The 25,979-nt window shown below is 70.0% G+C and carries 23 protein-coding genes; 12 read left to right on the top strand and 11 right to left on the bottom strand.

Annotation, left to right across the window (positions count from 1 at the left end; all coding sequences use genetic code 11):
• Nucleotides 1-109: 109 nt before the first annotated feature.
• On the top strand, nt 110-1,060 hold the full coding sequence (locus BLW00_RS06620) for an NADP-dependent oxidoreductase (RefSeq protein ID WP_092550822.1): 951 nt from the start codon (nt 110-112) through the stop codon (nt 1,058-1,060).
• Between the two features lie 130 nt (nt 1,061-1,190).
• Here the strand turns inward: BLW00_RS06620 and BLW00_RS06615 are convergent, their stop codons facing one another.
• The 7 genes from BLW00_RS06615 to BLW00_RS06585 all read right to left on the bottom strand — a co-directional run bounded on the left by BLW00_RS06615 (nt 1,191) and on the right by BLW00_RS06585 (nt 9,521).
• Nucleotides 1,191-1,634 (bottom strand): hypothetical protein, encoded by a 444-nt coding sequence (locus BLW00_RS06615; RefSeq protein ID WP_092550819.1) that lies wholly within the window; start codon nt 1,632-1,634, stop codon nt 1,191-1,193.
• 193 nt (nt 1,635-1,827) lie between these two features.
• Nucleotides 1,828-2,721 carry a PDDEXK family nuclease gene (locus tag BLW00_RS06610; RefSeq protein WP_139256650.1) on the bottom strand — a complete coding sequence of 298 codons (894 nt, stop codon included), beginning with the start codon at nt 2,719-2,721 and terminating at the stop codon, nt 1,828-1,830.
• A 138-nt stretch (nt 2,722-2,859) separates the two neighbouring features.
• The gene (locus BLW00_RS06605; protein WP_092550813.1) at nt 2,860-4,665 is read right to left on the bottom strand and encodes a glycoside hydrolase family 35 protein; all 1,806 of its coding nucleotides are present in this window, start codon (nt 4,663-4,665) and stop codon (nt 2,860-2,862) included.
• Nucleotides 4,658-6,235, bottom strand: a complete 1,578-nt coding sequence (locus BLW00_RS06600; RefSeq protein WP_217634301.1) for an alpha-N-arabinofuranosidase — start codon at nt 6,233-6,235, stop codon at nt 4,658-4,660. Before BLW00_RS06600 ends, BLW00_RS06605 begins: the two co-directional genes overlap by 8 nt.
• 65 nt (nt 6,236-6,300) lie before the next feature.
• Nucleotides 6,301-7,635 carry an ABC transporter substrate-binding protein gene (locus BLW00_RS06595; RefSeq protein ID WP_092550810.1) on the bottom strand — a complete coding sequence of 445 codons (1,335 nt, stop codon included), beginning with the start codon at nt 7,633-7,635 and terminating at the stop codon, nt 6,301-6,303.
• Between the two features lie 52 nt (nt 7,636-7,687).
• Nucleotides 7,688-8,497: a carbohydrate ABC transporter permease gene (locus BLW00_RS06590; RefSeq protein ID WP_092552114.1), complete on the bottom strand. Its 810-nt coding sequence runs from the start codon at nt 8,495-8,497 to the stop codon at nt 7,688-7,690.
• 115 nt (nt 8,498-8,612) lie between these two features.
• Nucleotides 8,613-9,521: a carbohydrate ABC transporter permease gene (locus tag BLW00_RS06585; protein ID WP_092550807.1), complete on the bottom strand. Its 909-nt coding sequence runs from the start codon at nt 9,519-9,521 to the stop codon at nt 8,613-8,615.
• A gap of 187 nt (nt 9,522-9,708) precedes the next feature.
• Between BLW00_RS06585 and BLW00_RS06580 the strand changes: the two genes are divergently transcribed.
• Together BLW00_RS06580 and BLW00_RS06575 are read left to right on the top strand one after the other, a co-directional pair.
• Complete coding sequence (locus tag BLW00_RS06580; protein WP_092550804.1) at nt 9,709-10,707, top strand: LacI family DNA-binding transcriptional regulator; 999 nt, start codon at nt 9,709-9,711, stop codon at nt 10,705-10,707.
• A gap of 58 nt (nt 10,708-10,765) precedes the next feature.
• Nucleotides 10,766-11,782 carry an aldo/keto reductase gene (locus BLW00_RS06575; protein WP_092550801.1) on the top strand — a complete coding sequence of 339 codons (1,017 nt, stop codon included), beginning with the start codon at nt 10,766-10,768 and terminating at the stop codon, nt 11,780-11,782.
• A gap of 79 nt (nt 11,783-11,861) precedes the next feature.
• On the opposite strand, the gene BLW00_RS06570 is transcribed toward BLW00_RS06575, so the two are convergent.
• Nucleotides 11,862-12,194, bottom strand: a complete 333-nt coding sequence (locus BLW00_RS06570; RefSeq protein ID WP_092550798.1) for a nuclear transport factor 2-like protein — start codon at nt 12,192-12,194, stop codon at nt 11,862-11,864.
• Nucleotides 12,195-12,241: 47 nt separating this feature from the next.
• Here BLW00_RS06570 and BLW00_RS06565 point away from each other — a divergent pair, with 47 nt between their 5' ends.
• Together BLW00_RS06565 and BLW00_RS06560 are read left to right on the top strand one after the other, a co-directional pair.
• Complete coding sequence (locus BLW00_RS06565) at nt 12,242-13,201, top strand: MerR family transcriptional regulator (RefSeq protein ID WP_092550795.1); 960 nt, start codon at nt 12,242-12,244, stop codon at nt 13,199-13,201.
• Between the two features lie 527 nt (nt 13,202-13,728).
• Entirely contained in the window at nt 13,729-14,994 is a 1,266-nt protein-coding gene (locus BLW00_RS06560) for an MGH1-like glycoside hydrolase domain-containing protein (protein WP_092552111.1), read from the top strand.
• Nucleotides 14,995-15,095: 101 nt separating this feature from the next.
• On the opposite strand, the gene BLW00_RS06555 is transcribed toward BLW00_RS06560, so the two are convergent.
• Nucleotides 15,096-15,833 carry a FadR/GntR family transcriptional regulator gene (locus BLW00_RS06555; RefSeq protein ID WP_092550792.1) on the bottom strand — a complete coding sequence of 246 codons (738 nt, stop codon included), beginning with the start codon at nt 15,831-15,833 and terminating at the stop codon, nt 15,096-15,098.
• 84 nt (nt 15,834-15,917) lie between these two features.
• Between BLW00_RS06555 and BLW00_RS06550 the strand changes: the two genes are divergently transcribed.
• The 6 genes from BLW00_RS06550 to BLW00_RS06525 all read left to right on the top strand — a co-directional run bounded on the left by BLW00_RS06550 (nt 15,918) and on the right by BLW00_RS06525 (nt 22,615).
• Complete coding sequence (locus BLW00_RS06550; RefSeq protein ID WP_092550789.1) at nt 15,918-17,663, top strand: dihydroxyacetone kinase family protein; 1,746 nt, start codon at nt 15,918-15,920, stop codon at nt 17,661-17,663.
• 63 nt (nt 17,664-17,726) lie between these two features.
• On the top strand, nt 17,727-18,203 hold the full coding sequence (locus BLW00_RS06545; RefSeq protein WP_092550786.1) for a ribose-5-phosphate isomerase: 477 nt from the start codon (nt 17,727-17,729) through the stop codon (nt 18,201-18,203).
• The gene (locus tag BLW00_RS06540) at nt 18,203-19,027 is read left to right on the top strand and encodes a triose-phosphate isomerase family protein (protein WP_092550783.1); all 825 of its coding nucleotides are present in this window, start codon (nt 18,203-18,205) and stop codon (nt 19,025-19,027) included. Before BLW00_RS06545 ends, BLW00_RS06540 begins: the two co-directional genes overlap by 1 nt.
• Complete coding sequence (locus BLW00_RS06535) at nt 19,024-19,818, top strand: sugar phosphate isomerase/epimerase family protein (protein ID WP_092550780.1); 795 nt, start codon at nt 19,024-19,026, stop codon at nt 19,816-19,818. Before BLW00_RS06540 ends, BLW00_RS06535 begins: the two co-directional genes overlap by 4 nt.
• A complete protein-coding gene (locus BLW00_RS06530) occupies nt 19,815-20,678 on the top strand; it encodes a phosphogluconate dehydrogenase C-terminal domain-containing protein (RefSeq protein ID WP_092550777.1) in 864 nt (287 codons plus the stop codon). Before BLW00_RS06535 ends, BLW00_RS06530 begins: the two co-directional genes overlap by 4 nt.
• A 20-nt stretch (nt 20,679-20,698) precedes the next feature.
• Nucleotides 20,699-22,615 (top strand): hypothetical protein, encoded by a 1,917-nt coding sequence (locus tag BLW00_RS06525; RefSeq protein ID WP_092550774.1) that lies wholly within the window; start codon nt 20,699-20,701, stop codon nt 22,613-22,615.
• Between the two features lie 566 nt (nt 22,616-23,181).
• Here the strand turns inward: BLW00_RS06525 and BLW00_RS06520 are convergent.
• Together BLW00_RS06520 and BLW00_RS23380 are read right to left on the bottom strand one after the other, a co-directional pair.
• Entirely contained in the window at nt 23,182-24,192 is a 1,011-nt protein-coding gene (locus tag BLW00_RS06520; protein WP_175494163.1) for a LacI family DNA-binding transcriptional regulator, read from the bottom strand.
• Nucleotides 24,185-24,460, bottom strand: a complete 276-nt coding sequence (locus BLW00_RS23380) for a hypothetical protein (protein ID WP_175494162.1) — start codon at nt 24,458-24,460, stop codon at nt 24,185-24,187. Before BLW00_RS23380 ends, BLW00_RS06520 begins: the two co-directional genes overlap by 8 nt.
• A 161-nt stretch (nt 24,461-24,621) precedes the next feature.
• Here BLW00_RS23380 and BLW00_RS06515 point away from each other — a divergent pair, with 161 nt between their 5' ends.
• Nucleotides 24,622-25,929, top strand: a complete 1,308-nt coding sequence (locus BLW00_RS06515) for an ABC transporter substrate-binding protein (protein WP_245741333.1) — start codon at nt 24,622-24,624, stop codon at nt 25,927-25,929.
• The last annotated feature ends 50 nt before the right edge of the window (nt 25,930-25,979 follow it).

Below are 25,979 nucleotides of genomic sequence, written 5' to 3'. Positions count from 1 at the left end.
CCGATACGCGACGGTGGATGCCGTTGCGGCGTTCCGAACGTCTGACGCGGGCGATCGGCCTCCCGGCGGGGTGATTGGATGGGGTGGGGACGGCACGAAGAGGAGCAACATGAGCGCACAGGTGCAGTACAGCGAGTTCGGCGGACCGGAGGTGCTCTCGTACGTCGAGGTGCCGATGCCCTCGGCGCCTGCGGACGGCGTGGTGGTCGAGACGCGGGCCGTCGGAGTGAATCCGATCGACTCGAAGCTGCGGTCGGGAGCACGGGCGAGTTCGCCCCTCACCGCGCCGCGCGTGCCGGGGTCGGATGCGTCGGGCGTCGTGGTCGCCGTCGGCGCCGGCGTGACCGACTGGGTCACGGGCGACCAGGTGGTGCTGCGCGGGGCGCACGGCACCTACGCGACGCACGTCATCGCATCCGCGGCTCAGCTGGTGCGGAAGCCCGCCGGAGTCGGCTGGGACGAGGCGGCGGCCATCGGCGTGCCGGCCTCGACTGCCTACCAGGCTCTACGGACGCTCGGTGTGGAGGTGGGCTCGGTCGTGCTGATCCACGCGGGATCGGGCGCGGTCGGGCAGGCCGCCATCCAGTTCGCCCGCAACTGGGGCGCAACGGTCGTCGCCACCGGCGGCGAGCGCAACCAGGCACGGATGGGCGAGCTGGGTGCGATCCCAGTGGAGTACGGCCCCGGACTGCTGCAGAACATCCGCGCTGCCGCTCCCGGCCCGATCGACATCGTGCTCGACGCCGCGGGCACCGACGAGGCGCTCGAGGCCTCCTTCGCGCTGGTGGCCGACCGCTCGAAGATCGGCACCGTCGTGGTGGGCGCGCGCGCCGCGGAGCTGGGCATCCAGGCCTGGGCGGGCGGCAATCCGCTGCCGCTCACCGCCGAAGAGCAGGCCCTGCGCGCCGAAGCCTACGGAGTGACGCTCGAACTGATGGAGCTCGGCGACTTCGAGGTCGAGATCGGCGCCCGCTACCCGCTCTCGGCCGCCGCCGAGGCGCAGCGGGCGAGCATGTCGGGCGAGCACCGCGGCAAGATCATCCTCGACCCGAGCGCCTGACGCTGCATCTGTCGGCTCGGCGTTCCGCCCGACGGAGTCTCACGCCATCGACGGGCCGAGGCTTCATCGATTCCGTCTTTCGGCGGAATCTCCGTCGTTTCGGGCGGCGGTCAGGGCGCGACGCGCGTGCTCAGGGCTGCGAGACCACGAAGGAGGCGTCGGGATGCGGCCGTCGGCAGCGGATCAGCCAGGCGCCCGGCGCAAGGAGCGCGGGGTCGAGCGGCAACGACGCCTCAGTCGCAGGCCGCGCATCGACCACGCCGTGAGCGCTCTGCCACTGCGCGAGCAATTCGGGGCCCGTCGCCACCGTGACGTCGCGAGACGAGCGGTCGCCGAGCAGCTGCGCCGCAACGTCCCGCAGGGCGGGATCCGCCGCCGCGAGAGTGAGCTCCTGCACACCGATGGCCAGAAGCGCCCGCGCGACCACGACCGCATCGTCGTCATCACCCAGCAGCACCACGCGACCGCCGAGCACCAGCCTGCCCTGGGCCCGGAGCACCGAACGGAACGCCACGAGCTCCTTCGCCACCGTCTGCACGCGCGTGTCGTCGGCTGCCTCAGCGCTCGGTGTCATCGGTGTTCCCGTTCGTCGACGACCATGATGTTCACGGCCTCTCGCTGCATTTTTGGCGAATCCCGCCTCCCCTGTCAATCCGGACACCGCGGATTCCCAGACGGCCTCGTCGCGAGCACACTCGTCGAATCGCCAAATTCTGTCGGAATGACGGTCGACGTTGCGGCGTGTCTTGGCGATTCGGTGCGGCCGCTCACCCGAGGAGGGCACGCAGGTCTCGCAGGAGCGCGGCAGACGCGACGAGGTCGGCCTGCGTCACCCGGATCACGGTCCATCCGAGCGCGTGCAGGCGCTGCACCCGGGTGATGTCCTTCCGCCACTGAGCCTTGTCGGTGCGGTGGTGGTCGCCCTCGTACTCGATCGCGACGCGGCGTTCGGGGTAGGCGAGGTCGACCCGCGCGACGAACAACCCGTGGGAGTCGAATATCTCGAGCTGCGTCTGCGGGCGTGGGAGCCCGGCCTCGATGAGGAGCACGCGAAGGAGCGACTCCCGCGGCGATTCGGCGAGGTCGTCCAGCAGTCCGAGCGCGCTGCGCAGGGATCGGATTCCCCGTCGGGACGTTCGCGTGGCAAGGGCCCGAGCCAGTTCCTCCCGACTGGCGAGCGGCAGGTCACGATGGATGATGTGGTCGCCGGTCGCGACCAGTTCAGCAGTCGTCATCTGGTCGGCGAGGTCGAGCCACGTGCGCACCACCGTTGTGACGGGAATCCCGGCGAGACGGGTGACCTCGTCGGGACCGAGCGGGCGCTCGTGCCCCACGACGCCGCGCATCCGGATCGCTCGATGCGGGGGCGGGACGAGGGTGTGGATGGCTTCGCCGCGCAGCCGCGAGGGAAGCGGCAACCGGTGAAGTTCCGCCGCGCTGGCATGGCTGATCGCCGCGCCGGGGGGAAGGCGCGGCACCAGGGCGCGGCATCGGCCCACGAAGTCGAGCGGGGCATCGCCGGCGACGACGCGGATGCCGGGGAACGGCGCACTGAGGTCCCGCGCCCGAAGCCGCCGCTCCCGCACACCGTTGGCGCGCGCCTCGGCGACGGTGAACGCCCTCTCGGGAAACACCTGCGGGCGTGGCGATCGCGGACTCATCCGCACACGATGCCGCATCCCGCGCATCCGTGCGTCGCGTTCTCCACAGGTCGACGCCGAATCGCCAATTTCTGCCGGAATGGCGGGGAACGTTGCGGCGTGTTTTGGCGAATCGACGAGGCGCGCGGGCGCGCGCGGTCAGAAGTCGGTGTGACCGAGCTCCGGGGCCGGCACGAAGGAGGCCGCGGTGGCCGCGGAGTGCAGCTCGAGGATCACGATCTCGTTGCCCGACTCGCGGAGCACCGGCGCCGGAACGTAGAGGGTGTGCTGCGGACCCCGCGACCAGTAGCGGCCGAGGCAGAACCCGTTCACCCACACCACGCCCTTGCCCCACGAGCGGGTGTCGAGGAAGAGATCGGCCGACTGACCCGCCCGCACCGGCGGGAGATCGAAGCGACCCAGAGCGAAAGCCGGACCGGAGACGACGGATGCCTCGCCCGGCGCCACGGAGGACAGTGCCGTGATCACACCGGAGAAGCCCTGCGAGGCATCCGCCCCCTCGGTCGGGTCGAGTTCGAGCGGCAGAACGAGCCAGCGCAGCAGGGGTTCGCCGTTGATGCGCGCACTGCCGATGAGCCCCTTCGGCTCCCCGATGCGCGGGCCGTAGTCGACCCGCCCCTGGTCTTCGACCAGGATCTCGAGCACACCCCGCGCATCCATCGGCAGGGCGATCGACCGGTCGTGGTGGTCGCGGGCGAACACACCGATCGGCGTGCCGTCGAGAAAGACCTGGGCGCGGTCGCGCACCTCGTCGATCTCGAGCACGGCGGGACCGACGATGTCGATCTCGGCGCGGTAGAGCGCGAACCCGGTGTAACGGCCGAGCGAGTCCATCGAGGGGAGCTCCTCACGCGGCGTCCACGAACCGAGGCGGTCGACCACCGAGGACAGGGCCACCGAGCGGGCGAGCGGCACGTCGAGCGTGCGCGCCGGGCCGGCCGCCTCGGGAGCGGGACCGGAGACCGAACCGTACTTCGCCAGCACCTCGCGGAAGGCGTGGTATTTCTCGGTCGGGTTGCCCGCCTCGTCCAGCGGAGCGTCATAGTCGTAGGAGGTGACGATCGGCTGGTACACGCCCTTGTCGTTCGCCCCGTTGGTGAACCCGAAGTTGGTGCCGCCGTGGAACATGTAGATGTTCACCGACGCGCCGGCCGCGAGCAGGTCGTCGAGGTCCTCAGCCGACTGGGCGACCGACGTGGTGTGGTGATGGGCACCCCAGTGGTCGAACCAGCCGTCCCAGAATTCGGAGCACATCAGCGGTCCGGTCGGCTGGTGCTCGCGCAGCGTCGCGAGCCGCTCCACCGAACGCGAACCGAACGAGGCCGTCTTGTGCAGGCTAGGCAGGCTGCCGTCTTCGAGCATCTGCGCCGTGGGCTGGTCGACCGTCGTGAACGGCACCGTGAGCCCGATCCGCCGGTTCATCTCCACCAGCTTCTGCAGGTACACGGGGTCGGAGCCGTAGGCCCCGTACTCGTTCTCGATCTGCACCAGGATGATCGGGCCACCCTGGTCGATCTGCCGCGGCACGAGCACCGGGGCCAGCTGCTCGAGATACTGCGACACGGCCGCGAGGTACTGGGGCTCGTCGCGACGCACGCCCACCGTGCCCGACTCGAAGAGCCAGGCCGGCAGCCCGCCGTTGTCCCACTCGGCACAGATGTAGGGGCCGGGGCGCACGATCGCGTGCATGCCCTCGGCCGCCACGTCGTCGAGGAAGCGGCCCAGGTCGAGCCCACCGCTGAGGTCGAACTCGCCCTCGCGCGGCGCGTGCGCGTTCCAGGCCACGTAGGTCTCGATCGTGTTGAGGCCCATCTGGCGGGCCTTGCGGATGCGGTCGCGCCAGAGATCCGGATGCACCCGGAAGTAGTGCAGGGCACCCGAGAGGATGCGGAACGGTTCGCCGTCGAGCAGGAAGTGCTCGTCGCCGATGCGGAAGTCAGACATGGGCGTCCTCGGTTTCGGGGGCGGAAGTGAGTTCGACGGCCGACCAGGAGAGGGCCGGCACGGTGAGGTGGAGAACGGATGCGCCGTCGGCGTCGGCAGGCACGAGACGTGCCGCCTCACCCAGGTCGGTGAAGCCGACCGGCTGCGCCTCGGCGTCGTTGATGGTGTGGCGGTCGCCGCCGGGAGGGGTGGTGAGCGTCTCCGCGCGCACGAGGCGCACGCCCGTGGCCGCGATCGAGATCTCGATCGACGCGTCCTCGGTGAGGGAGCGGTTCGTCACGAAGAGCGCGATCGTGCCGTCGTCGCCCACCGTCGACACGGCGTCGACGAGCGGAACCGAGCCGTAGCGAGCGGTGTCGTACAGCGGCACCGCGGCATCCGGATGCGCGGCCGGGTCGATCACGCGCCCCGCCGCCAGCTGCGCGGTGCGCTGGAACGGGAAGAAGGTGCTCTGCCGCCAGGCCGGCCCGTTCGGCTCGCTGCGGATGGGGGCGATGACGTTCACGAGCTGTGCGAGGTTGGCCATGGAGACGCGGTCGGCGTGGCGCAGCAGCGAGACCAGCAGAGAGCCGACCACCACCGCATCCGTCACCGAGTAGGCGTCTTCGATCAGGCGCGGGGCCTCGGGCCACTCGCCCGTCATGACGCGCGGCTTGTCGATCTCGTTCCAGCGGCGCTGGTACCAGACGTTCCATTCGTCGACCGAGATGCCGACCGGATGCTCGGACCCCGGCCCCGCACCCGCCTCGTCGATGATCGCGGCGACGGTCTCGAGGTAGCGGTCGAGACCGGTTCCGGAGGCGAGGAAGCTCCCGGCGTCGCCGTCGGACTCCTCGTAGTAGGCGTGCACCGAGATGTGGTCGACGAGCCCGGCGGTGTGGCGCAGCACGGTGCGCTCCCACTCGCCGAAGGTCGGCATCTCGGCGTTCGACGAGCCCGCGGCCACGAGCTCGACCGTGGGGTCGATGAACTTCATCAGCCGCGCGCTCTCGGCGGCGAGGCGGCCGTACTCCTCGGCCGTCTTGTGGCCGATCTGCCACGGCCCGTCGACCTCGTTGCCGAGGCACCAGAGCCGGATGCCGAAGGGTTCGTCGGCGCCGTTGCGGCGGCGGCGCTCGGAGAGCTCGGTGCCGCCCGGGTGATTGGCGTACTCCAGCACGTCGGCCGCCTCGGCGATGCCGCGCGTGCCGAGGTTCACCGCGTACATCAGCTCGAGACCGGCCTGATCGGCCCACTCGGCGAACTCGTGCAGGCCCACCTGGTTGGTCTCGACACTGTGCCAGGCGGCGTCGAGCCGCACGGGTCGCTCGTCGCGGGGGCCGACGCCGTCTTCCCAGCGGTAGCCGGAGACGAAGTTGCCGCCCGGGTACCGCACCGTGGTGGCGCCGAGCTCCTGCACCAGCGCGAGCACGTCGCTCCGGAACCCGGAGTCGTCGGCGGAGGGGTGACCGGGCTCGTAGATGCCCTCGTGGACGCTCCGGCCCATGTGCTCGACGAAGGTGCCGAAGATCCGTCGCGGAACGCGGGCGAACGCGGAGCCGGGGTCGATCACGAGTCGGGCGGAGTACATCCTGAAGCCTTTCGGAGTGGATGAGGCGCGGCGGCCAGGGAACGACCGCCGCGCCTCGGGTGGTGCTACTTGACGGTGAAGCCCTGCTGGTTGCCGTACTCGACCAGCTGGTCCTGCCAGCTCTGCAGGCCCTCGTTCAGGTCACTGCTGTTCTTGTAGGCCTGACCGACGGTGTCGCCGAAGATGCTGTTGGCGTACACCTGGTAGGGCAGGTAGTGCCATCCGCTCGGCACGTTCTTCGACGCGTCGACGAGGGTCTCGTTGATCGCCTGTCCACCGAAGTACTCGGGGGTCTGGGCGAGGAAGTCGGGAGACTCGAGGTCGGCCGTGGTGGAGGGGAATCCGCCCGACGCGAGGAAGACCTTGATCGACTCGGGGTCGTTGTTCAGCCACTTGAGGAAGCCCGCCGCGAGGGCCTGGTTCTTCGACTGCTTCAGCACGACCTGACCGCCGCCGCCGTTCTCGGCGGTCACCGGGGTGCCGTCGTAGGTGGGCATGGGGGCCACACGCCAGTCACCGGATGCCTGGGGCACCGACGACTCGAGCACGCCCGGCATCCACGCACCGGTCAGCAGGGTGGCGATGGTGCCGTCGCCGAGCGCCTTGTACCACTCGTCGCTCCAGCCGGGAACGGTGGAGACGAGCTTGCCCTCGACCAGCTGGTTCCACTCGTCGGCCCACTTCTTGGAGCCGTCGTCCTGGAGGTTGATCGAGACATCCGTGCCCGACGCGCTGAACGGCTGGCCGCCGGCCTGCCAGATCATGCTCGTGGTGAAGCCGGCGTCGCCGGTGTCGTTGGTGATGTAGGCGTTCGGGTCGGCCGCGTGCAGCTTCTGGGCGGCGGCGATGTACTCGTCGTACGTCGTCGGCACCTCGATGCCGTACTTGTCGAAGACCGTCTTGTTGTAGAACATCGCCATGGGGCCCGAGTCCTGCGGCAGTCCGTAGATCTTGCCGTCGAAGGCCACCGAGCTCCAGGGGCCGGCGCTGTAGTCCTTCTCCAGGTCGCCGAAGCCGTAGGAGCTGAGGTCGACGAGCGAGTCGGAGAGCGCGAACTGCGGGATGGCGTAGTACTCGACCTGCGCGACATCCGGAGCGCCCGAACCCGCGGTGATGGCGTTCTGCAGCTTGGTGTACTCGTCGGTGTTGGTGCCGGCGTTGACGTACTTCACGTCGACGTTCGGGTAGGCCTTCTCGAACGCGGCGACCTGGGCCTCGGCGGAGGGGGTCCAGCTCCAGTAGGTGATGGTGCCGCCCTTTTCGAGCGCGGCCTCGATGTCGTCGGCGGAGCCGCCGCCTGACGAGGAGCCGCCGCCCGAGGCGCAGGCGGCGAGGCTGAGCCCCAGCGCCAGGGTCGATGCCGTGGCGAGTGCCACGCGGCGCAGAGTCGTTTTGCGCATCTGTGTTCCTTTCGTGCTGTCTACTTCGTTGTAAGGGGAATTGCGATTGCCGTCATTGCTTGACGCTTCCCGCGCTCAGGCCGGACTGCCAGAACCGCTGGAGGAAGAGGAAGGCGATCACGATCGGCACGATCGTGAGCAGGGCGCCGGTGATCACCAGGTTGTAGATCGGCTGCGCCGCGACGCCCGTGGATTGCGCGCTCCACTGGCTGAGCCCGACGGTGAGCGGGTACCAGGTGGGCTCGGAGAGCATGATCAGGGGGAGGAAGTAGTTGTTCCAGGTGGCCACGACGGCGAACAGCAGCACCGTCACGATGCCGGGGGCGAGCAGCCGCAGCGAGATCGTGAAGAAGGTGCGGAACTCACCGGCCCCGTCCATCCGGGCCGCTTCGAGGATCTCGGTGGGCACGGCGTCGGATGCGAAGGTCCAGACCAGGTAGAGGCCGAACGGGCTGATCAGGGAGGGCAGGATGACGGCCCACGGCGTGTTCGTGATGCCGAGCTGGCTGAACATGAGGAAGGTCGGCACCGCGAGGGCGGTTCCCGGGATGGCAACGGCGCCCAGCACCACGGCGAACACCGCGCGGCGGCCGGGGAAGTTGAACTTCGCCAGGCCGTAGCCCGCCAGCGTGGCGAGGAAGGTGGCGCCACCCGCGCCCACCACGACGTAGAGGAGGGTGTTGCCGAACCACTGCACGAAGATGCCGTTGCGGTAGGTGAGGGTGTCGGCGATGTTCTGGAACAGGTTGAAGTCGGGCCCGAACCAGAGGCCGAAGGTCGAGAACAGGTCGCCCTGGTCTTTGGTGGCGTTGACGATCAGCCAGACCAGCGGCACCACGGAGTAGATGACGAAGATCGCCATCACGATGGTGAGGGTGATCGACTTGCGCGTGCGGGTGTGCTTCGTGGGCTTGCGGTTCTGCACGAAGGCGGGCCGGCGGCCGGTGCTCTTTCGGGGCGTGGTGACGGCGCTCAACTCAGCGCACCTCCTGACGGGAACCGCGCAATTGCACGATGTAGGCGATGACCGCCGTGATGATGCCCATCACGATCGCGACGGTGGCGGAGTAGTTGAACTGCTGCCCGGCGAACGAGAGGTTGTAGGCGTACATGTTCGGCGTGAAGTAGCTCGAGATGACGTTGGGGGCCAGGGCTTTCAACAGGTTCGGCTCGTTGAAGAGCTGGAAGCTGCCGATGATGGAGAAGACCGTGGCGATGACGATCGCGCCGCGCAGCGCCGGCAGCTTGATGCCCGTGACGATGCGGAACTGGCCGGCGCCGTCGAGCTCGGCGGCCTCGTAGAGTTCCGTCGGCACGACCTTCAACGCCGCGTAGAAGATGAGCATGTTGTAGCCCATGAACTCCCAGGTGACGATGTTGCCGATCGACGCGAGGATCCAGTCGGAGGAGAAGGGCTGCAGCAGGTCGAAGCCGATCAGATCGTTGATCGAGCCCGCCAGGCCGAACTGGTTGCCGTAGATGAAGCCCCAGATGAGAGCGGCCACGACGCCGGGAACGGCGTAGGGCAGGAAGATCGCGATGCGGAAGAAGCTCGATCCGTGCAGCCGCGCGCTGTCGATGGCAAGGGCCACGAAGAGCGACAGGGCCAGCATGATCGGCACCTGGATGACGAGGAAGAGGGTGACGCGGAACAGCGACTCCCAGAACTTCGGGTCTTGGAAGAGCTGCCCGTAGTTGCCGAGACCCACGAAGCCGGTGCCGCCCACCAGCTGCTGACGGAACAGGCTCAGCACGATCGCGTAGACCACGGGGGCGACCAGAACGGCCAGGAAGACCACCATGAACGGGGCTACGAAGGCCCAACCGCGCCAGTCCCGACGCGCACGGCGGAAGGGGCGGGATCGTGTGACACTCACCGACGCCATTGTCCAAATCCTGTTCTGTGGAGAATTGTGTTGTGGCCATGTTTACGTCAACATGAACGGAGCGAGCATAACATGTTCACGTAACCATGCAAGTGGTTCCGGCGATTCATCCACAATCGACACATTCAGGGGTGCACAGGTGACCGACACCGTCCGAGCGGGCTCGAAGCGGCATCGCGGGCCGTCCATGGCCGACGTGGCACGCCACGCCGGCGTCTCGACCCAGACGGTGTCGCGGGTGTCGAACGGACTCTCGAACGTCGAGCCGGCGACGCGCGACCGCGTGCTGGCCTCGATGCGCGAGCTGGGCTACCGCCCCAATCGGGCAGCGCGAGCGCTGCGTTCGGGCCAGTACCGCACGATCGGCGTGATCATGTTCACCCTGTCGTCGTTCGGCAACATGCGAACACTCGAATCCATTTCCATCGCGGCCGCCCGGGCCGGGTATTCGATCACCCTCATCCCGGTCGAGGAACCCACCCAGGAGCACGTCACCAAGGCCTTCGCGCGGCTCGCCGAACAGGCCGTCGACGGGATCGTGATCGTGATCGAGGCGCACTTCGTGAGCCAGGCCGACGTCGAGTTGCCCGAAGGGCTGCCCGTGGTGGTCATCGACTCCAGCGAGCGCGACGACTACCCCGTGGTCGACACCGACCAGGCGATGGGCGCGCAGCTCGCCACCCAGCACCTGCTCGACCTCGGGCATGACACGGTGTGGCACGTGGCGGGGCCGTCCGACTCCTATTCGGCCACCCGACGCGAGGCATCCTGGCGCGCGACGCTGGAGCGGGCGGGGCGCGCGGTGCCCCCCGTGGTGCGCGGCGACTGGACCACCGCATCCGGCTATCGGGCGGGCATCGACCTGCTGCAGCGCGAGGGCGTGACCGCGGTGTTCGCCGGCAACGACCAGATGGCGCTCGGCATCCTGCGCGCCTTCCACGAAGCCGGGCGGCGGGTGCCCGACGAGGTGAGCGTGATCGGTTTCGACGACATGGCCGAGTCGGATTCGTTCTGGCCGCCACTCACCACGATCCACCAGCGCTTCGACGTGGTGGGGCAGACCGGGATCGAGGTGCTGGTGGCCGAGATCGAAGGGCAGCAGGCGCTGCCGGAGACGTTCATGGTGGAGACCCGGCTCGTGGTGCGCGAGAGCACCGGGCCCGCGCCGTCCGTTCGCCTGGCATGATCGAAGGGGCTTGACGGCCCGAACCCGCCACACCCGGCACACCTCGGAAGGACCACCGATGCCTGACGGCACCTACCCCGCCGCCCCCGCCCGCTACGACCGGATGCCGTACAACCGTTCCGGCCGAAGCGGCCTGCTCCTGCCCGCGCTCTCCCTCGGTCTCTGGCACAACTTCGGCGACTCGCGCAGCACCGAGACGCAGCGCGCCATCCTGCGCCGCGCCTTCGACCTCGGCATCACGCATTTCGACCTCGCGAACAACTACGGCCCGCCGCCCGGATCGGCCGAGACCAACTTCGGGCGCATCTTCGCCGAGGACTTCCGGGCCTACCGCGACGAGATCGTGGTGTCGTCGAAGGCCGGTTACCTGATGTGGCCCGGCCCCTACGGGGAGTGGGGCTCGCGCAAGAGCATGCTCGCCTCGCTCGACCAGTCGCTCGGACGGCTCGGCCTCGACTACGTCGACATCTTCTACTCGCACCGCTTCGACCCGTCGACGCCGCTCGAGGAGACGATGGGCGCGCTCGCGACCGCGGTGACCTCGGGCAAAGCGCTCTACGTCGGCGTCTCGAACTACTCGCCCGACGACACACGGCGGGCGGCCGCTCTGCTGGCGTCGCACGGCATCCCGCTCACCATCCACCAGCCTTCCTACTCGATGTTCAACCGCCACATCGAGGGCGGGCTGCTGCCCGTGCTCGACGAGGTCGGGGCCGGCAGCATCGTGTTCTCGCCCTTGCAGCAGGGCCTGCTCACCGACCGCTACCTCGACGGCACGGTGCCGGAGGGCTCGCGGGCCGCGACCTCGCACTTCCTGCCCTCGTCGCGGATCGACGAGACCTATCTCACGCGGGTCCGGGCGCTGAACGAGATCGCGGCCGGCCGCGGCCAGACGCTCGCGCAGCTCGCCCTCACCTGGGTGCTGCGGCACCCGCAGGTGACGTCGGCGCTGATCGGCGCGTCGAGCGTCGCCCAGCTCGAGCAGAACGTGGCGGCGCTGGATGCGGCGCCGCTGACGTCGTCGGAGATCGCGGCGATCGAGCCCTACGCGGTGGACGGCACGGCGCGCGGCTAGCTCGGCCGACTTCTCCAGGCGTCGCGGCCGCCCCGCCCGTATGGGGCGGAGTTCGGCGTCTCGTTTGGAGAAGTCCGGGCTAAGGCGCGATTTCCAGCCGGGCGATGCGGCCGTCGGGGGCCAGCTCGAAACGGTAGCGCAGGTCGACGACGCCGCCGGGGAAGTCGCCCTCGAGGTGGTGCAGGGCCACGAAGTGCGTCTCGTCCTGGCCCTCCAGAGTGCGGAAGTCGGTCGTGTACGTGTACTCGGAGGCGGTCGTCTGCCGCCACTCACGGATCTCGGGGCCGCGACGGCTCCGGCCCTCGTCGATGACGACGGCGTCGGGGGTGAACGTGGCCAGTGAAGCCTCGAGGTCGTCGCGCGCGACGGCGTCGAGATACACGGCCACCTGGAACGGGAATCGGATGCTCATGCCTTCACACTGGACGTTCCCCCACGGGGAAGGTCAAGAATAGGCACATGAATTCTCCGGCCCTGTCCATCGGCGAATTCTCGCGGATGACGCATCTGAGCGCCAAGGCCCTGCGGTTCTACCACCGCGAGGGCCTGCTCGAACCGTCGGGCATCGATCCGGCGAACGGGTATCGCGAGTACTCCCTCGAGCAGTTGCCGACCGCACAGGTGATCCGCCGGTTCCGGGCGCTCGACATGCCGGTCGACATCATCCGCGCGGTGCTCGCCGCCTCCGATCCGCGTGAGCGCAATGCGCTGATCGTCGCGCACCTCGGGCGGATGGAGGAGCAGTTGGCTTCGACGCGGGCGGCGGTGGAGTCGCTGCGCAGCCTGCTCGAACATCCGTCGACCGGCGGCGGCGTGGAGGTCGCCGGGGGCGCCGGCATCGCGGTCGAACGCCGCTCACTGCCGGCCACCGAGGTGCTGCGGATCGACGACGTGATCGACCTCGCCGACCTCGGCCGCTGGTACACGGATGCGTTCCACGAGCTCGATGCGGCCGTCGCGCGCTCGGGCCTCCCGGCCACCGGCCCGCGGGGCGGCCTCTGGTCGACCGAGCTCTTCCGCGACGAACGTGGCGCGGCGACGGTCTTCCGCCCGGTCGCGCTGCCGGGCACCGTCGCGTCCGACCGCACTCGCGCGGGCGGAGCGGGTCAGGGCGGTGCGGGTCAGGGCGGTGCGGGTCAGGGCGGTGCGGGCCGTGGGGGCGCGGCGGCAACTGCCGCGTGGGGCGGCGACGGGAGGGTGCGCGCCGGCACCCTGGCCGGGGGCGACTTCGCGGTGACGGTGCACTCCGGCGGCGACGCCGAGATCGACCGCAGTTACGGCGCGCTCGGCGCCTACGTCGCCCGCCACGAGCTCAGCATCGAGGCTCCGGTGCGCGAGAGCTATCTGGTCTCGGAGCTCGACGGCCCCGCCGATCCCGTCACGGAGATCGCCTGGCCCATCTTCCGCACCGCCGAGTAGCCCGCCCCGTTCGGCCCGAACCATCCATTCGCCAAAACACGCCGCTATCCCCGCGGGCAATACGGCGTGTCTTGGCGAATCACCGCCCGTCGGCAGCACGGGCACGAGCCGGAACGCCTCCTCACCCACCCGTCGTACCGGAACGGCACTGAAAGCCGCAGGCCGCGCTCGACGACCCAGGGTGAGCGCGAGGCCGCCCCGTCAGCGACCTCAACCGGAACGGCACCGAAAGCCGCAGGCCTTTCTCGACGACCCAAGGTGAGCGCGAGGCCGCCCCGTCAGCGACCTCAACCGGAACGGCACTGAAAGCCGCAGGCCTTTCTCGACGACCCAGGGTGAGCGCGAGGCCGCGTCAGCGACCTCACGCGAACATGTCGCCTCGCGCCGCAGCAGCGGCGGCGCGAGCAATGAGGGCCCGCCCAGCCGAAGGCCGGGCGAGCCCGGGAAGAACCCGAGACACCCAGCTCGCCACTTGAAACGTTTCGACGCTAAGATCGTCAGCGCCTGACACCAACCTGGGAGCGATGATGCTGGAACGCTGGAGCCGACTGCTGACGGAGTACATCCATCGGAGTGCGGAGGAGATGACGCGCGAGAGCGAGGGCATCCTCACACACCCGTACACGGTGCCCTCGAGCCCCGACTCCCCCTATTACTCGTCGTCGCTCTGGGATTGGGATTCCTGGACGATTAGCATCGCGCTCGGCCAGGTCGAGGCCGACACCGCGCAGCCCGGGCGTTTCGGCGCCTACGAAATGGGCAGCATCCTGAACTTCCTCGACCACACCGACGCCGACGGCGTCATGCCCATCCGGCTGAACCCCACCGACTCGCTCGAGCACGGCGACCCCGGCCGCGCGGGCGGGTTCTCGCAGAACATGCACAAGCCCGTGCTCGCGCAGCACGCCGCACTTCTCTCCCGCCGTCGCCGCGACGCCGAGTGGATGCGTCCGCACATGGCGACGGTCGACGCGTTCCTGAACCGCTACCTCGAGAGCCACGTGCATCCGGAGCTCGGGCTCGCCTACTGGCAGACCGACTTCGCGGTCGGCGTCGACAACGACCCGTCGGTCTTCTACCGCCCCGACCGCTCCACGGCCTCGATCTACCTCAACAGCCTGCTCTACCGCGAACTGCTCGCCGCCGGCTACCTCTGGGAGGAGCTCGGCGACCTCCCCACCGCGAACGTCTGGCGCGGCCGGGCCCAGGATCTCGCCGACGCCCTGCACACCCACGCCTGGGACGAGCGCGACGGCACCTTCTACAGCGTCGACATCGACCTCCGCCCGATCGATCCCGACGACTGGCTGCACCGCGGCGCTCCGCGGCACTGGTCGGGTCAACTCCTGCGCATCGACAACTGGTCGAGCTTCCTGCCGCTCTGGGCCGGCTTCGCCACGCAGCAGCAGGCCGAGCGGATGCGCGAGCGCTACCTCGACCCCCGCACCTTCAACGCCACCTACGGCGTGCGCACGCTCTCCCGCCTCGAGAAGCAGTACGACCTGCGCGCGTCGAACAACCCCTCGAACTGGCTGGGACCGGTCTGGGGCATCAGCAACTACCTCGTGTTCCGGGGCCTGGCGAAGTACGGCTTCGCCGACGACGCCCGCGAACTGGCCGAGAAGACGATCGCGCTGTTCGGCGCCGACCTCGAGACGAACGGATCGCTGCACGAGTACTACAACCCCGACAACGGCGAGCCGATCGTCACGCACAACTTCCAGAACTGGAACTTCTTGGCGCTGAACATGATCGCCCACCTCGAGGGCCGCCCCGCGATCAGCGAGTTCTGAGGTGCGCGACTCGTCCCGAATCGGGCCAAGACGGCAGATTCTGCCCGATTTGGGACGAGTCGGAGGGGAAGCTTGGGACGAGTGGGAGGCGGAGCGCGGGGTCAGGCGCGCGCTTCGCCGCTGAGGCGAGCGGATGCGGTGGCCATGTGCGCCGCCATGGCCGACGCCGCCGCATCCCCGTCGCCGGATTCGACGGCTCGCAGCACCTCCGCATGCTCGGCGATCGCCGCGGCCACCTGGTCGGCGTCATGCACGGCGCGGTCGTCGTAGACCTGCAGCAGTGTGCGCACGACGTGCAGCAGGTCGACCAGGATCAGGTTGGCCGCCGCGGTCGAGAGGGCGAGGTGGAAATCGCGGTCGGCGCGGGCGAACGCCTGGAGGTTCGCGGCCGAACCGCGCATGTGCTCGAGCGATGACGACAGGGCGGCGATGGCCGCGGCATCCGCTCGTCCGGCCGCGAGCCGGGCGACGTAGATCTCCAGCCCGGAGCGCAGGTCGAGCAGCTCGGCGGTGTTGCGCTCGCCGATCAGCAGCCCCCAGCGCAGCGTCTGCGGCAGCAGCTCGCTCGCCGCCCCGCGCAGATAGGTGCCCGATCCGGGCCGCACGTCGACGATGCCGAGGATCTCGAGCGCGGCGAGCGCCTCGCGCACCGCCGACCGGCCCACGCCCAGGGTCGCGGCCAGCTGGCGCTCCGGTGGCAGCCGGGTGCCGGGCTCGATGGAGCCGCTCGTGAACAGGTCGAGCAGGCGCCGGGCGACTTCTGACACCGGAGTGCTCGCCGGGAGCGCGCCGAGCGCGGCGGCGATGTCGGTGCTGCGATCGCCGGGATAGGAGGGCATGCGAACAACTTACCTTCCGCGGCATCCGATTCCACTTGCAATTGGTCAACCGGTTTGCCAAACTACTCGGCGGAAGGGCGAACGATGACCAGACTCTGGAACGAACCGGCGGATTTCGCCGACGAGATGATCGACGGTTTCGTGGCGGCCAACGGCCGGTACGTGCGCCGGGTCACGGGCGGCGTGGTGCGATCGACGGTCGTGCCCGAGGGTCAGGTGGCGGTCGTGGTGGGCGGCGGCTCGGGCCACTACCCCGCGTTCGGCGGACTGGTGGGCCAGGGACTCGCGCACGGCGCAGCGATGGGCAATCTGTTCGCCTCACCCTCGACTCAGCAGGTGCACTCGGTGGCCAGGGCGGCGGAGGCCGGGGGCGGCGTGTTCTTCAGCTACGGCAACTACGCCGGCGACGTGCTCAACTTCGATGCCGCACAGGATCGCCTGCTCGCCGAGGGCATCGCGGCCGCAACAGTGACGGTGACCGACGACGTGAAGTCGGCGCCGATCGGCGAGAAGCATCGCCGTCGCGGCATCGCCGGCGACCTCACCGTGTTCCGTGCCGCCGCGGCCGCCGCCGAGCGCGGCGCCGACCTCGAAGGAGTCACGGCGATCGCCCGCAAGGCCAACGAGCGCACCCGCTCCTTCGGCGTCGCGTTCACCGGGTGCACGCTCCCCGGCGCGGAGAAGCCGCTGTTCACCGTGCCGGAGGGACGGATGGCGGTGGGGCTCGGCATCCACGGCGAACCCGGCATCGACGAGGTCGCCATCCCGACCGCCGATGAACTGGCCGGGCTCCTCGTGTCGACGCTGCTCGATCCCGCCGAACTCCCCGAGGGCGTCGACTCGGCGCGCGGGGCCCGGGTGATCCCGATCCTCAACGGGCTGGGCTCGCTGAAGTACGAGGAGATGTTCGTCGTCTACCGCCGCGTCGCACAGCTGCTCGAGACAGCGGGCGTCGTGGTCGTCGACCCGCACGTGGGCGAGTTCTGCACCTCCTTCGACATGGCCGGCACCTCGCTGACGCTCTACTGGATCGACGACGAGCTCGAGGCACTGTGGGAGACCCCGGTCGACACCCCGGCCTACCGCCGCGGATCGGTCGTGGCCGCGGAACGCGTGACCGACGCGGTCAGCGCTGCCGATGCCACTGCCGACGCGGAGGCCGAGATCCCGGCCTCCGACGACGCTTCACGCACCGCCGCGGCCACGGTGCTCGCGGCGGTCGCCGCGATCGCAGCGGTGGTCGACGAGCACGTCGACGAGCTGGGCCGGATCGACGCGGTCGCCGGCGACGGCGATCACGGCATCGGCATGCAGCGCGGATCGCACGCGGCCCTCGCCGCCGCGACCGCCGCGCTCGAGGCGGGTGCCGGCGCCGGCACGACACTGACCCGGGCGGCCGACGCGTGGGCCGACAAGGCCGGCGGCACCTCCGGCGCGCTCTGGGGCGTCATCCTGCGCGCCGTCGCACGCGAACTCGGCGACACCGGAAGCCCGGCCGGCGCAGATGTCGCGGCCGGGGTCGCGGCGGGATCCGCGGGCGTCATGGCCTACGGCAAAGCCGAACCGGGCGACAAGACCCTGGTCGACGCGCTCGTGCCCTTCAGCGCCGCACTGACGCGAGGCATCGACTCCGGCTCCTCCCTCAGGAGCGCCTGGGCCGAGGCCGCGGAGGCCGCGACCGTCGCGGCGCGCGACACCGCCGACCTCCTGCCGCGCATGGGCCGCGCCCGCACCCACGGCGAGCACTCGATCGGCACTCCCGACCCGGGCGCGGTCTCGCTCGCCCTCATCGCCACCGTGCTCGGGAGCGTCCTAGCTGACCGCCCGTGAGCTCCCCGACCCGTCGGCGCTGCCGACGCCCCTGACTTCCGCCTCCCCGAAAGGACACCGACCATGACCGACCTCACCCCCCTGCGCCTGGTGATCGGCGCCGACGACGCCGGATTCGACTACAAGGAGATCCTGAAGAAGGATCTCCTGGCGAACCCCGGCGTCGCATCCGTCGTCGACGTGGGCGTGGATGCCGACGGCCACACCGCCTATCCGAAGGTCGCGATCGCCGCCGCCGAACTCGTCGCGAACGGCGAAGCCGACCGTGCGCTGCTGATCTGCGGCACCGGCCTCGGGGTCGCGATCTCGGCGAACAAGGTCGCAGGCATCCGTGCTGTCACGGCGCACGACTCCTTCTCGGTGGAGCGCGCCGTGCTCTCCAACGACGCCCAGGTGCTCACCATGGGCCAGCGGGTGGTGGGCATCGAGCTCGCCCGCCGCCTCGTGCGCGAATGGCTCGGCTACCGTTTCGACCCGACGTCGGCCTCGGCCGAGAAGGTCGCGGTGATCGGCCGGTACGAGACCACCGGCTCCTGCTGATGATCGCACCGGTCACCGTCGGCATCAGCCTCAAGACGTATTTCGGCAACGCCCGCGCCGCGGCCTGGTTCGCCGACGTCGCCGCGCGCCTGCCGGATGCGCCGGCTGCCGCCGACGGCACGGTGCGGCTCTTCGTCATCCCGACCTACCTGCAGGTGGCCGCCGCGGTGAAGGCCTTCCGGGGCACTCCCGTGCTGATCGGCGCCCAGGATGTCTCAGCTCATGCCCCCGGCGCGTTCACCGGCGAGGTGACGGCGGCCGAACTCGCCGAGATCGGCGTGCGAGTGGCCGAGATCGGGCACGCCGAACGCCGGCGCCTGTTCGGAGAGACGGATGCCGACACCGCTGCGAAGGCTTCCGCCGCGCTCACCCACGGCCTCGAGCCCGTGCTCTGCCTCGGGGAGAGCGAGCGACTGGCCCCGGCTGAGGCGGCCGCCACGGTGGTCGCGCAGCTGCACGCCGATCTCGCGGGCGCGCCCGCGGGACCTGTGATCGTGGCCTACGAGCCCGTCTGGGCCATCGGCGCCCCTGAACCGGCGCCCGCCGAGCACATCGTGGCCGTCAGCACCGCTCTGCGTGCAGCGCTCGACGCTCTCGACGAGCGCGCCGGCAGCGCGGTCATCTACGGCGGTTCCGCCGGGCCGGGCCTGCTCACCCGCCTCGGCGGCGCGGTCGACGGCCTGTTCCTCGGCCGCTTCGGCCACGACCCGGCGAACCTGATCGCCGTTCTCGACGAGGCGGCGGCCCTGGCGGCGGCACGGGCGGCCGACGTATCCACGGCACCCGGCGCATCCGGCCCATCCGCAAGGGGGCACAGCGCATGATCGGTCTCGGCACCTACGCCTTCTTCTGGCAGCACTCCGACCGGGTCGACGACCCGCTGACCCTGCGCGGCGCTCTCGAGGCCACGCGCGCCCTCGACGTCGAGCTGTTCCAGATCTGCGACTACGCGCCGCTCGACGCGATGTCCGACGCCGAAGTGTCCGAGGCGGCGGCGGCCGCCCGCGACTTCGGTGTGGGCATCCAGCTCGGCACCAAGGGCATCCCGCCCGCGCACCTCGCCCGCTATCTCGAGCTGGCCGAGGCGTTCGACGCCCGGCTGGTGCGCAGCATGCTCTACGGGCCCGGCTCGCGGCCGACCCTCGCCGAGGCCGAGGCCCAGCTGCGCGCCGCTCTGCCCGCATACGAGGCATCCGGAGTCACCTTGGCCCTGGAGACCTACGAGCAGGTGGCGACGACCGATCTCGTCGATCTCGTCGAGTCGATCGGCAGCGACCACCTCACCATCTGCCTCGACCCCGCGAACGTCGTGGCGCGCCTCGAGCTGCCCCGCGACTGCGTCGAGCGCACCGCCGCGCTCACCGGCAACGTGCACGCGAAGGACTTCGCATTCGCGCGCCAGCCGGGCTGGGTGGGCTTCACCTACAGCGGCGCCGCGATGGGCGAGGGCCTGCACGACTACGAGCACCTGCTCGAGACCGTCCGCCCGCGCGAGCGCGGCATCGATGAGATCGTCGAGCACTGGCTGCCCTGGCAGGGCGACCCCGAGACCACCATCCGCACCGAGCGCGCCTGGACCCAACAGAGCATCGACTATTTGAGGAGCATGTCATGAGCACGACCACCGAGACCTACAAGATCGCCGTCATCGGCGCCGGGGGAAAGATGGGCATGCGCGTGTCCAACAACCTCGTGAAGACCGACCACACCGTCTGGTACGTCGAGAACTCGCCGGCCGGTCAGGAGCGAACCCGCGAGGCCGGCCGCGAACTGACGGACGCCGCCACCGCGGTCGCCGACGCCGACATCGTGGTGCTCGCCGTGCCCGACCTCGCCCTCGGCCCGGTGACCGCCGACCTGGTGCCGCAGCTCAAGTCGGGCGCGATCGTGCTGACGCTCGACCCGGCCGCCGCGTACGCGGGCCTGCTCACCACGCGCGACGACGTCATCCAGGCCGTCGCGCACCCCTGCCACCCCTCGATCTTCCTGCAGCGGCAGAGCCCCGAGGAGTGGGCCGACACCTTCGGCGGCATCGCGGCGCCGCAGGATGCCATCGCCGCGGTCGAATCGGATGCTCCCGAGCACCAGGCGATCGTCGAAGCCACCGTGCGGGCGATCTACGCCCCCGTGATCGACGTGCACTGGGTCACCATCAAGCAACTCGCCCAGCTCGAGCCCACGCTCGTGGAGACCGTCGCGTGCATGATCGGCGCGCTGCTCAACGAGGCGCTGGAGGAGACCGTCAACACCATGGGCGTGCCCGCGGCCGCCGCCCGCAGCATCCTCTACGGCCACACCCAGGTGGCGCTGGCCAACGGGCTGCGCGGCGACAACCCGTTCAGCGACGCCTGCCTGATCGCCATGGACTACGGCCGCGAGAGCATCATCAAGGACGACTGGAAGAAGATCTTCCGCGACGACGAGCTCGACAAGAACCTCGCACGCATGCTGCACCTGCCCGCGATCACGCGCTGATCGCGGCTAGCCTCGCTCTGATGGAACAGACGGAGTGGGACGATCACGGCGTCGTGTGGCGCTCGGGGCCGTGGGCCCTCGAGGTGCGCGGCGACGAGGTCGCCGACCTCACGCACGGCGGGCGGCGGGTGCTGCGCAGCATCCGCGCCGTCGTGCGCGATCGCGACTGGAACACGGCCTCGTGGATCACCGGCCAGCCGGTGGCGGGCGAGCGGATGCTGCGCATCCCGTTGCGATCGACCGGCTACGGCAGCGACCTGCGCGGTGAGGTCGTGGTGGCGGCGACGCCCGACGGCCTCTCGGTGACCTTCGACGCTGTCTCACACGGCGCCTTCGCGACGAACCGCACCGGACTCGTGGTGCTGCACCCGCCGCAGACGAGTGGCGCGGCGTTGCGGGTGCGGCATCCGGACGGCACGCGGTCGTCGACGACCTTCCCGGTCGCGCTCAGCGCGCACCAGCCGGTGTTCGACATCGCCGGACTCCGCTGGAGCGACGACGGATCGGAGATCAGCGTCGACTTCAGCGGTGACGTCTTCGAGATGGAGGACCAGCGGAACTGGACGGATGCGTCGTTCAAGACGTACAGCCGGCCGCTCTCGCTGCCGTTCCCGTACGATCTCGCCGCCGGCGAGCGCGTGCGGCAGCGCATCGACGTGGAGGTGCGGCCAGTCGACGACGGCGCCGCCCCCGAACCCGCAGCGGACGCCCGCTCGACCCCCGCATCCGCCTCGGTCGCGCGCACCGACTCGACGGCCGGCTCGGGTGCCGAGTCCGATCACCGCCACGGCTCGCGCTCCGATTCCGACTTCGCGTCTGGGCCCGCACCCGATGCCGGTGCCGCGACGGCGCGCATCCGACTCGAACCGGCCGGGCCGTTCCCCGCCGTCGGCGTCTCGGCGTCGACGGCGCCCGATCCGGAGCCACCCGACCTGCCGACGGTGGGTGCGGAGCTGCTCGTCGAACTCGATCTCGACACCCCGAACTGGCCGGCGGCCCTCCGCCGCGCGGCCGACCGCGGCCTGCCCCTCGACGTGCGGGTGGTGCTCGGCGAACCCGACCGCGCGAAGCTGGACGCCCTCGCGCAGGCACTGAGGGGCGTCCGGGTCGCCCGCGTGGCCGTGTTCCACCCGTATTTCCACGTCTCGGTGACCGAGTGGGTGGCCCCGTTGCGCGACGCCCTCGACGCTGCCGGCGTCACCGCGCCCGTCGTCGGCGGCAGCCGCTCGCACTTCACCGAACTCAACCGGGAGCGCGACCGGATGCCCGGCGACCTGGCCGGCCTGGTCACGACCGTGACCCCGCTGTTCCACGCGCACTCCTCGGCCCAGCTGCGCGAATCGGTCGCCATGCAGCGCCTGGTCGCCCGCCAGACGGTGGACTCTGCGGCCGGCCTGCCGGTGCGGATCGGTCCGATCGCGCTGCGGCCGCGCTTCAACGACGTGGCCACCGGGCCCCAGCCCGGCCCCACGCGCAGCGACCTCGCCGAGGGCTACGGTGCGCAGTTCACCGGTGGCGTCGACCCCCGCCAGGGCACGCCCGAGCTCGCCGCCTGGACCATCGCGAGCGCCGCGGCCCTCGCAATACCGGGAGTCGCCGCGCTGACGTACTTCGAGGAATGGGGCCCCCGCGGCATCCGCTCGGCCGACGGCGCACCCCTGCCGGTCGCCGCAGCGCTCGAGGCCCTCGCGCCCCTCGCCGGCGCGGAGCTCCTCGCGGGCGACTCCCCCGACGGCCTCCTCTGGGCCCTCGGCGCCCGCACCGCCGGCGGTACCGTGCTGCTGGCCGCGAACCTCGACCGCGTCGAACGCACCCTCGAGCTCACGGTGCCGTCGACGGATGCGGCGTGGCGCACCACCCACGTCGACGTGCCGCCGCTCGGTTGGGCGCGTCTGGGAGGGAACATCTCTGGACGAGGCGTGTCTAGAATTAGGTGATGATTGCTCATGCATGCACTGGGGTGGACTTGGGTGCCGAGTGACCCAGATTCTTGCGTTCGTCGACGAGTCCGAATCCCGTCAGTCGGCGGACCCGGGAACATACATCCTCGCCGCAGCTCTGTGCTCGACTCACCGTCTGGAGGAGCTCCGCGAAGCCCTCCGTGAGATGAAGCCGCTCGGCGCATCCAAGCTGCACTGGCGGGACACACGCAACGCCGACCGTCCCGGCCTGGTGAATGCGGTCAGCGCACTCGACGTGGAGCATCTGGTGGTCATCCGGCTCGGCGGCATCGAGGCGTCCGGCGAGCGGCGCCGCCGCGTCTGCCTGATGCGCATGTTCTACGAACTCGAGCAACTCGACGGGAAGTGCCCTGGTGAACGGTCTGGGCGACCGTCTGCACCTTGTCGAGACCCACGGCGGTTAAAACGCGAAACCCCGGGCCCTACAACTGCAGGATCTCCCAGGGTTCACTTCCAGCCCCACCGCGATGGGGTGACGACGACGAGTCTACTACGTATCCACTTTTCCCGACCCGAGTCCTCCACGGTGCGGGAGGCAGGCCTCAGCCGCGGCCGACCGTGCTCTCGCGCACCACCAGCTCGGGCGTGAAGACGCGGTGCGCCTCGGCGATCGGATGCCCGGCCATCACCTCGGTCAGCATGTCGACGACCGCGAAGCCGTAGCCCGCGTGCCGGCCCTGCACCGAGGTGAGGGAGATCAGCGAGGAGGCGGCGAACTCGATGTCGTCGTAGCCCGCCACCGCGATGTCCTGCGGAATCCGCAGGCCGGCGGCCACGAACTCGTGCATGATGCCGAGCGCGAGCAGGTCGTTGGCGGCGAACACCGCTTCGGGACGCACATCGGCCGGCCGGGCCGCCAGGATGCGGCCGACGTCGCGGCCGCCCGCGATCGTGCGATCCGCCTGGGCGATGACCTCGAGACTCGCCGTTCCCCAACTCTCGATCGCGGCACTGGCACCGGCGAGCCGGTCGGCGACCTGCGGAATGGCCAGGGGCCCGCCGATGAAGGCGATACGACGATGGCCGAGGTCGAGCAGGTGCTGCACCACCTGGCGGCCGCCGTCGACGTCGTCGAGCGACACCGATACCTGCTCGGGCGACCGCGCGGCCTGGCCCACGAGCACCGACGGGGTGCCGCGCTGGCGCACCCCGGCGAGGCGCTCCTCGATCGCCTGGTGCGACGAGACGATGAGTCCGCGCACGCGATACTCCTCGAACATCTGCAGGTAGTGGTCTTCGCGCTCGCGATCGCGATGCGAATTCGCGAGCAGCACGCTCATGCCGAGTTCGGATGCGCGGCGCTCGATGCTCTCGGCGATCTCGGCGAAGTACGGGTTGCTCACATCGGGAGCCAGGTAGCCCACGACGGTGCTGATGCCCAGCCGCAACTGACGGCCGGCGCTCGAGGGCACGAAGCCGAGAGTGTCGATGGCCGAGCGGATGCGCAGGGCCTTCTCGTGCGAGACGCGGTCGGGATGGTTGAGGTAGTGCGACACCGTTCCGACGGCCACGCCGGCGAGCGCGGCGACGTCGCGAATGCCGACCCTAGCCATCGTCGCCCCCTCGTTCGCCCGGTTCCGGGCTCCAGGTGACTGTACCGGATCTGGTCCAGACCGGCGCCTCGGCGAGCCTCGGCACGTCGCGCATCGGATCGGAGAGCTCGACCGAGACGCGGTGGTCCGCATTCGCCGCATCGGCCGCGAGGATCAGCTGCACCGCTCCGGGCTCGACGAGGCGAGATCCGGAGCGTCCGGCCACGAGTCGAGCACGCCGCTGCGTGGCCGAGAACCGCCTCGCCCATCCTTGTGACGTTTCAACCATAGTCGGCCCTCTCGGCACCCCGCACTGTCGAATCCGAGCTGTTCGGATCTCTCATTCTGCGACAACTGTTGCGAATCCGTCGCTTGACATGACGCCCAGCCCACCATAACATCCCAAATTGAAACGTCTCAAAGAGATTGAGCACCGTTCAAGGAGGAATCGTGTCCACAGCAACATCGCGCCGCAGCCGCAAGGCGCTGATCGGCGTCGCCCTCGTCGGCGCCAGCGCTCTCGCGCTCGTCGGCTGCTCCGGCGGCAGCGGCGGAGGATCCGCACCGTCGTCGTTCGAGTTCTTGAAGAACTCGGAGAACACCACCACCGAGCCCGTGCTGAACGTGCTGGCCGACGGCGAGTGCAAGGCCGAGAACGAGAAGCTGCCGCTCGAGATCAGCTCGCAGCCGCAGGCCGACCTCGACTCGCAGGTTCAGCTGCTCGCCAGCCAGGGCGGTCTGCCCCCCATGTTCTCGGCCGGCGGCAACCCCGCAGAAGGCGCGAAACTCGCCGACGCCGACGTGCTCGTCGACTTCGACAAGGCGCTCACCGACCTGGGCGTGCGCGACAAGATCGCCCCCGGTGCGGTCTCCACCATCGAGAAGCTCTACGGCGGCGGCTTCGACTTCCTGCCGTTCCAGTACAACATCGAGGGCATCTGGTACAACACCAAGATCTTCTCCGACAACGGCTGGGAGGTGCCCACCACGTGGGACGAGCTCCTCGACGTCGCCGCCAAGGCGAAGGCCGCCGGCTACACCCCGTTCTCGGCCTCGGGCGAGCAGGGCTGGCCGATCACCCGCCTCATCTCCACCTACCTGTTCCGTGAACTCGGCCCCGACGCGATGCAGAAGATCGCCGACGGCGACGCCAAGCTCACCGACCCCGAGTACGTCAAGGCCGCCGCTGCCATCGCCGACCTGGGCGCCAAGGGCTACTTCGGCGACAACGTCGCCTCGCTCGACATCGACGGCTCCTACAACCTGTTCCTCACCGGCAAGTCGCCGATGATCTACATGGGCAGCTGGATCCTCGGCAACATCAACGGCGCCGACAACCAGGTGGGAGCCGAGAACATGAGCTTCTTCCCCTTCCCCGCCGTCGAGGGCGGTGCCGGCTCGATCGACCAGTACCCGGCGAACGTCGGCCTCCCGGCCACCTTCAGCAAGGCCGCCTACTCGGATGACGTCGCCAGCTGGCTCGGCTGCATCGCCACCAACTACGGCACGGAGGCCCTGAAGCAGGGTCAGATCACCGGATTCGTGGCCGACCCCTCCGCATCCGCCGACCTGCCGGAGATCTCGCAGAAGGTGCAGGAGACGATCGCCGATTCGACCGACAGCGTACTGTGGTTCGAGGCGCTCTTCCCCGCCAAGGCGAGCCAGATCTCGTCGACCAGCGCGGCGCTGCTCGTGACCGGCCAGATGTCGCCCGAGGAGTTCATGTCGACCGTGCAGGACGCGATCGACAACCCGTGAGACCCCGGCGCCTCCGGTGCGACGAACACCGCACCGGAGGCGCCTTCTTT

This window comes from Herbiconiux ginsengi (assembly GCF_900107435.1).
GTDB lineage: Bacteria > Actinomycetota > Actinomycetes > Actinomycetales > Microbacteriaceae > Herbiconiux > Herbiconiux ginsengi.
Note: the sequence above shows the minus strand (reverse complement) of the source record. Positions and strands in the feature narration are given on the sequence as shown.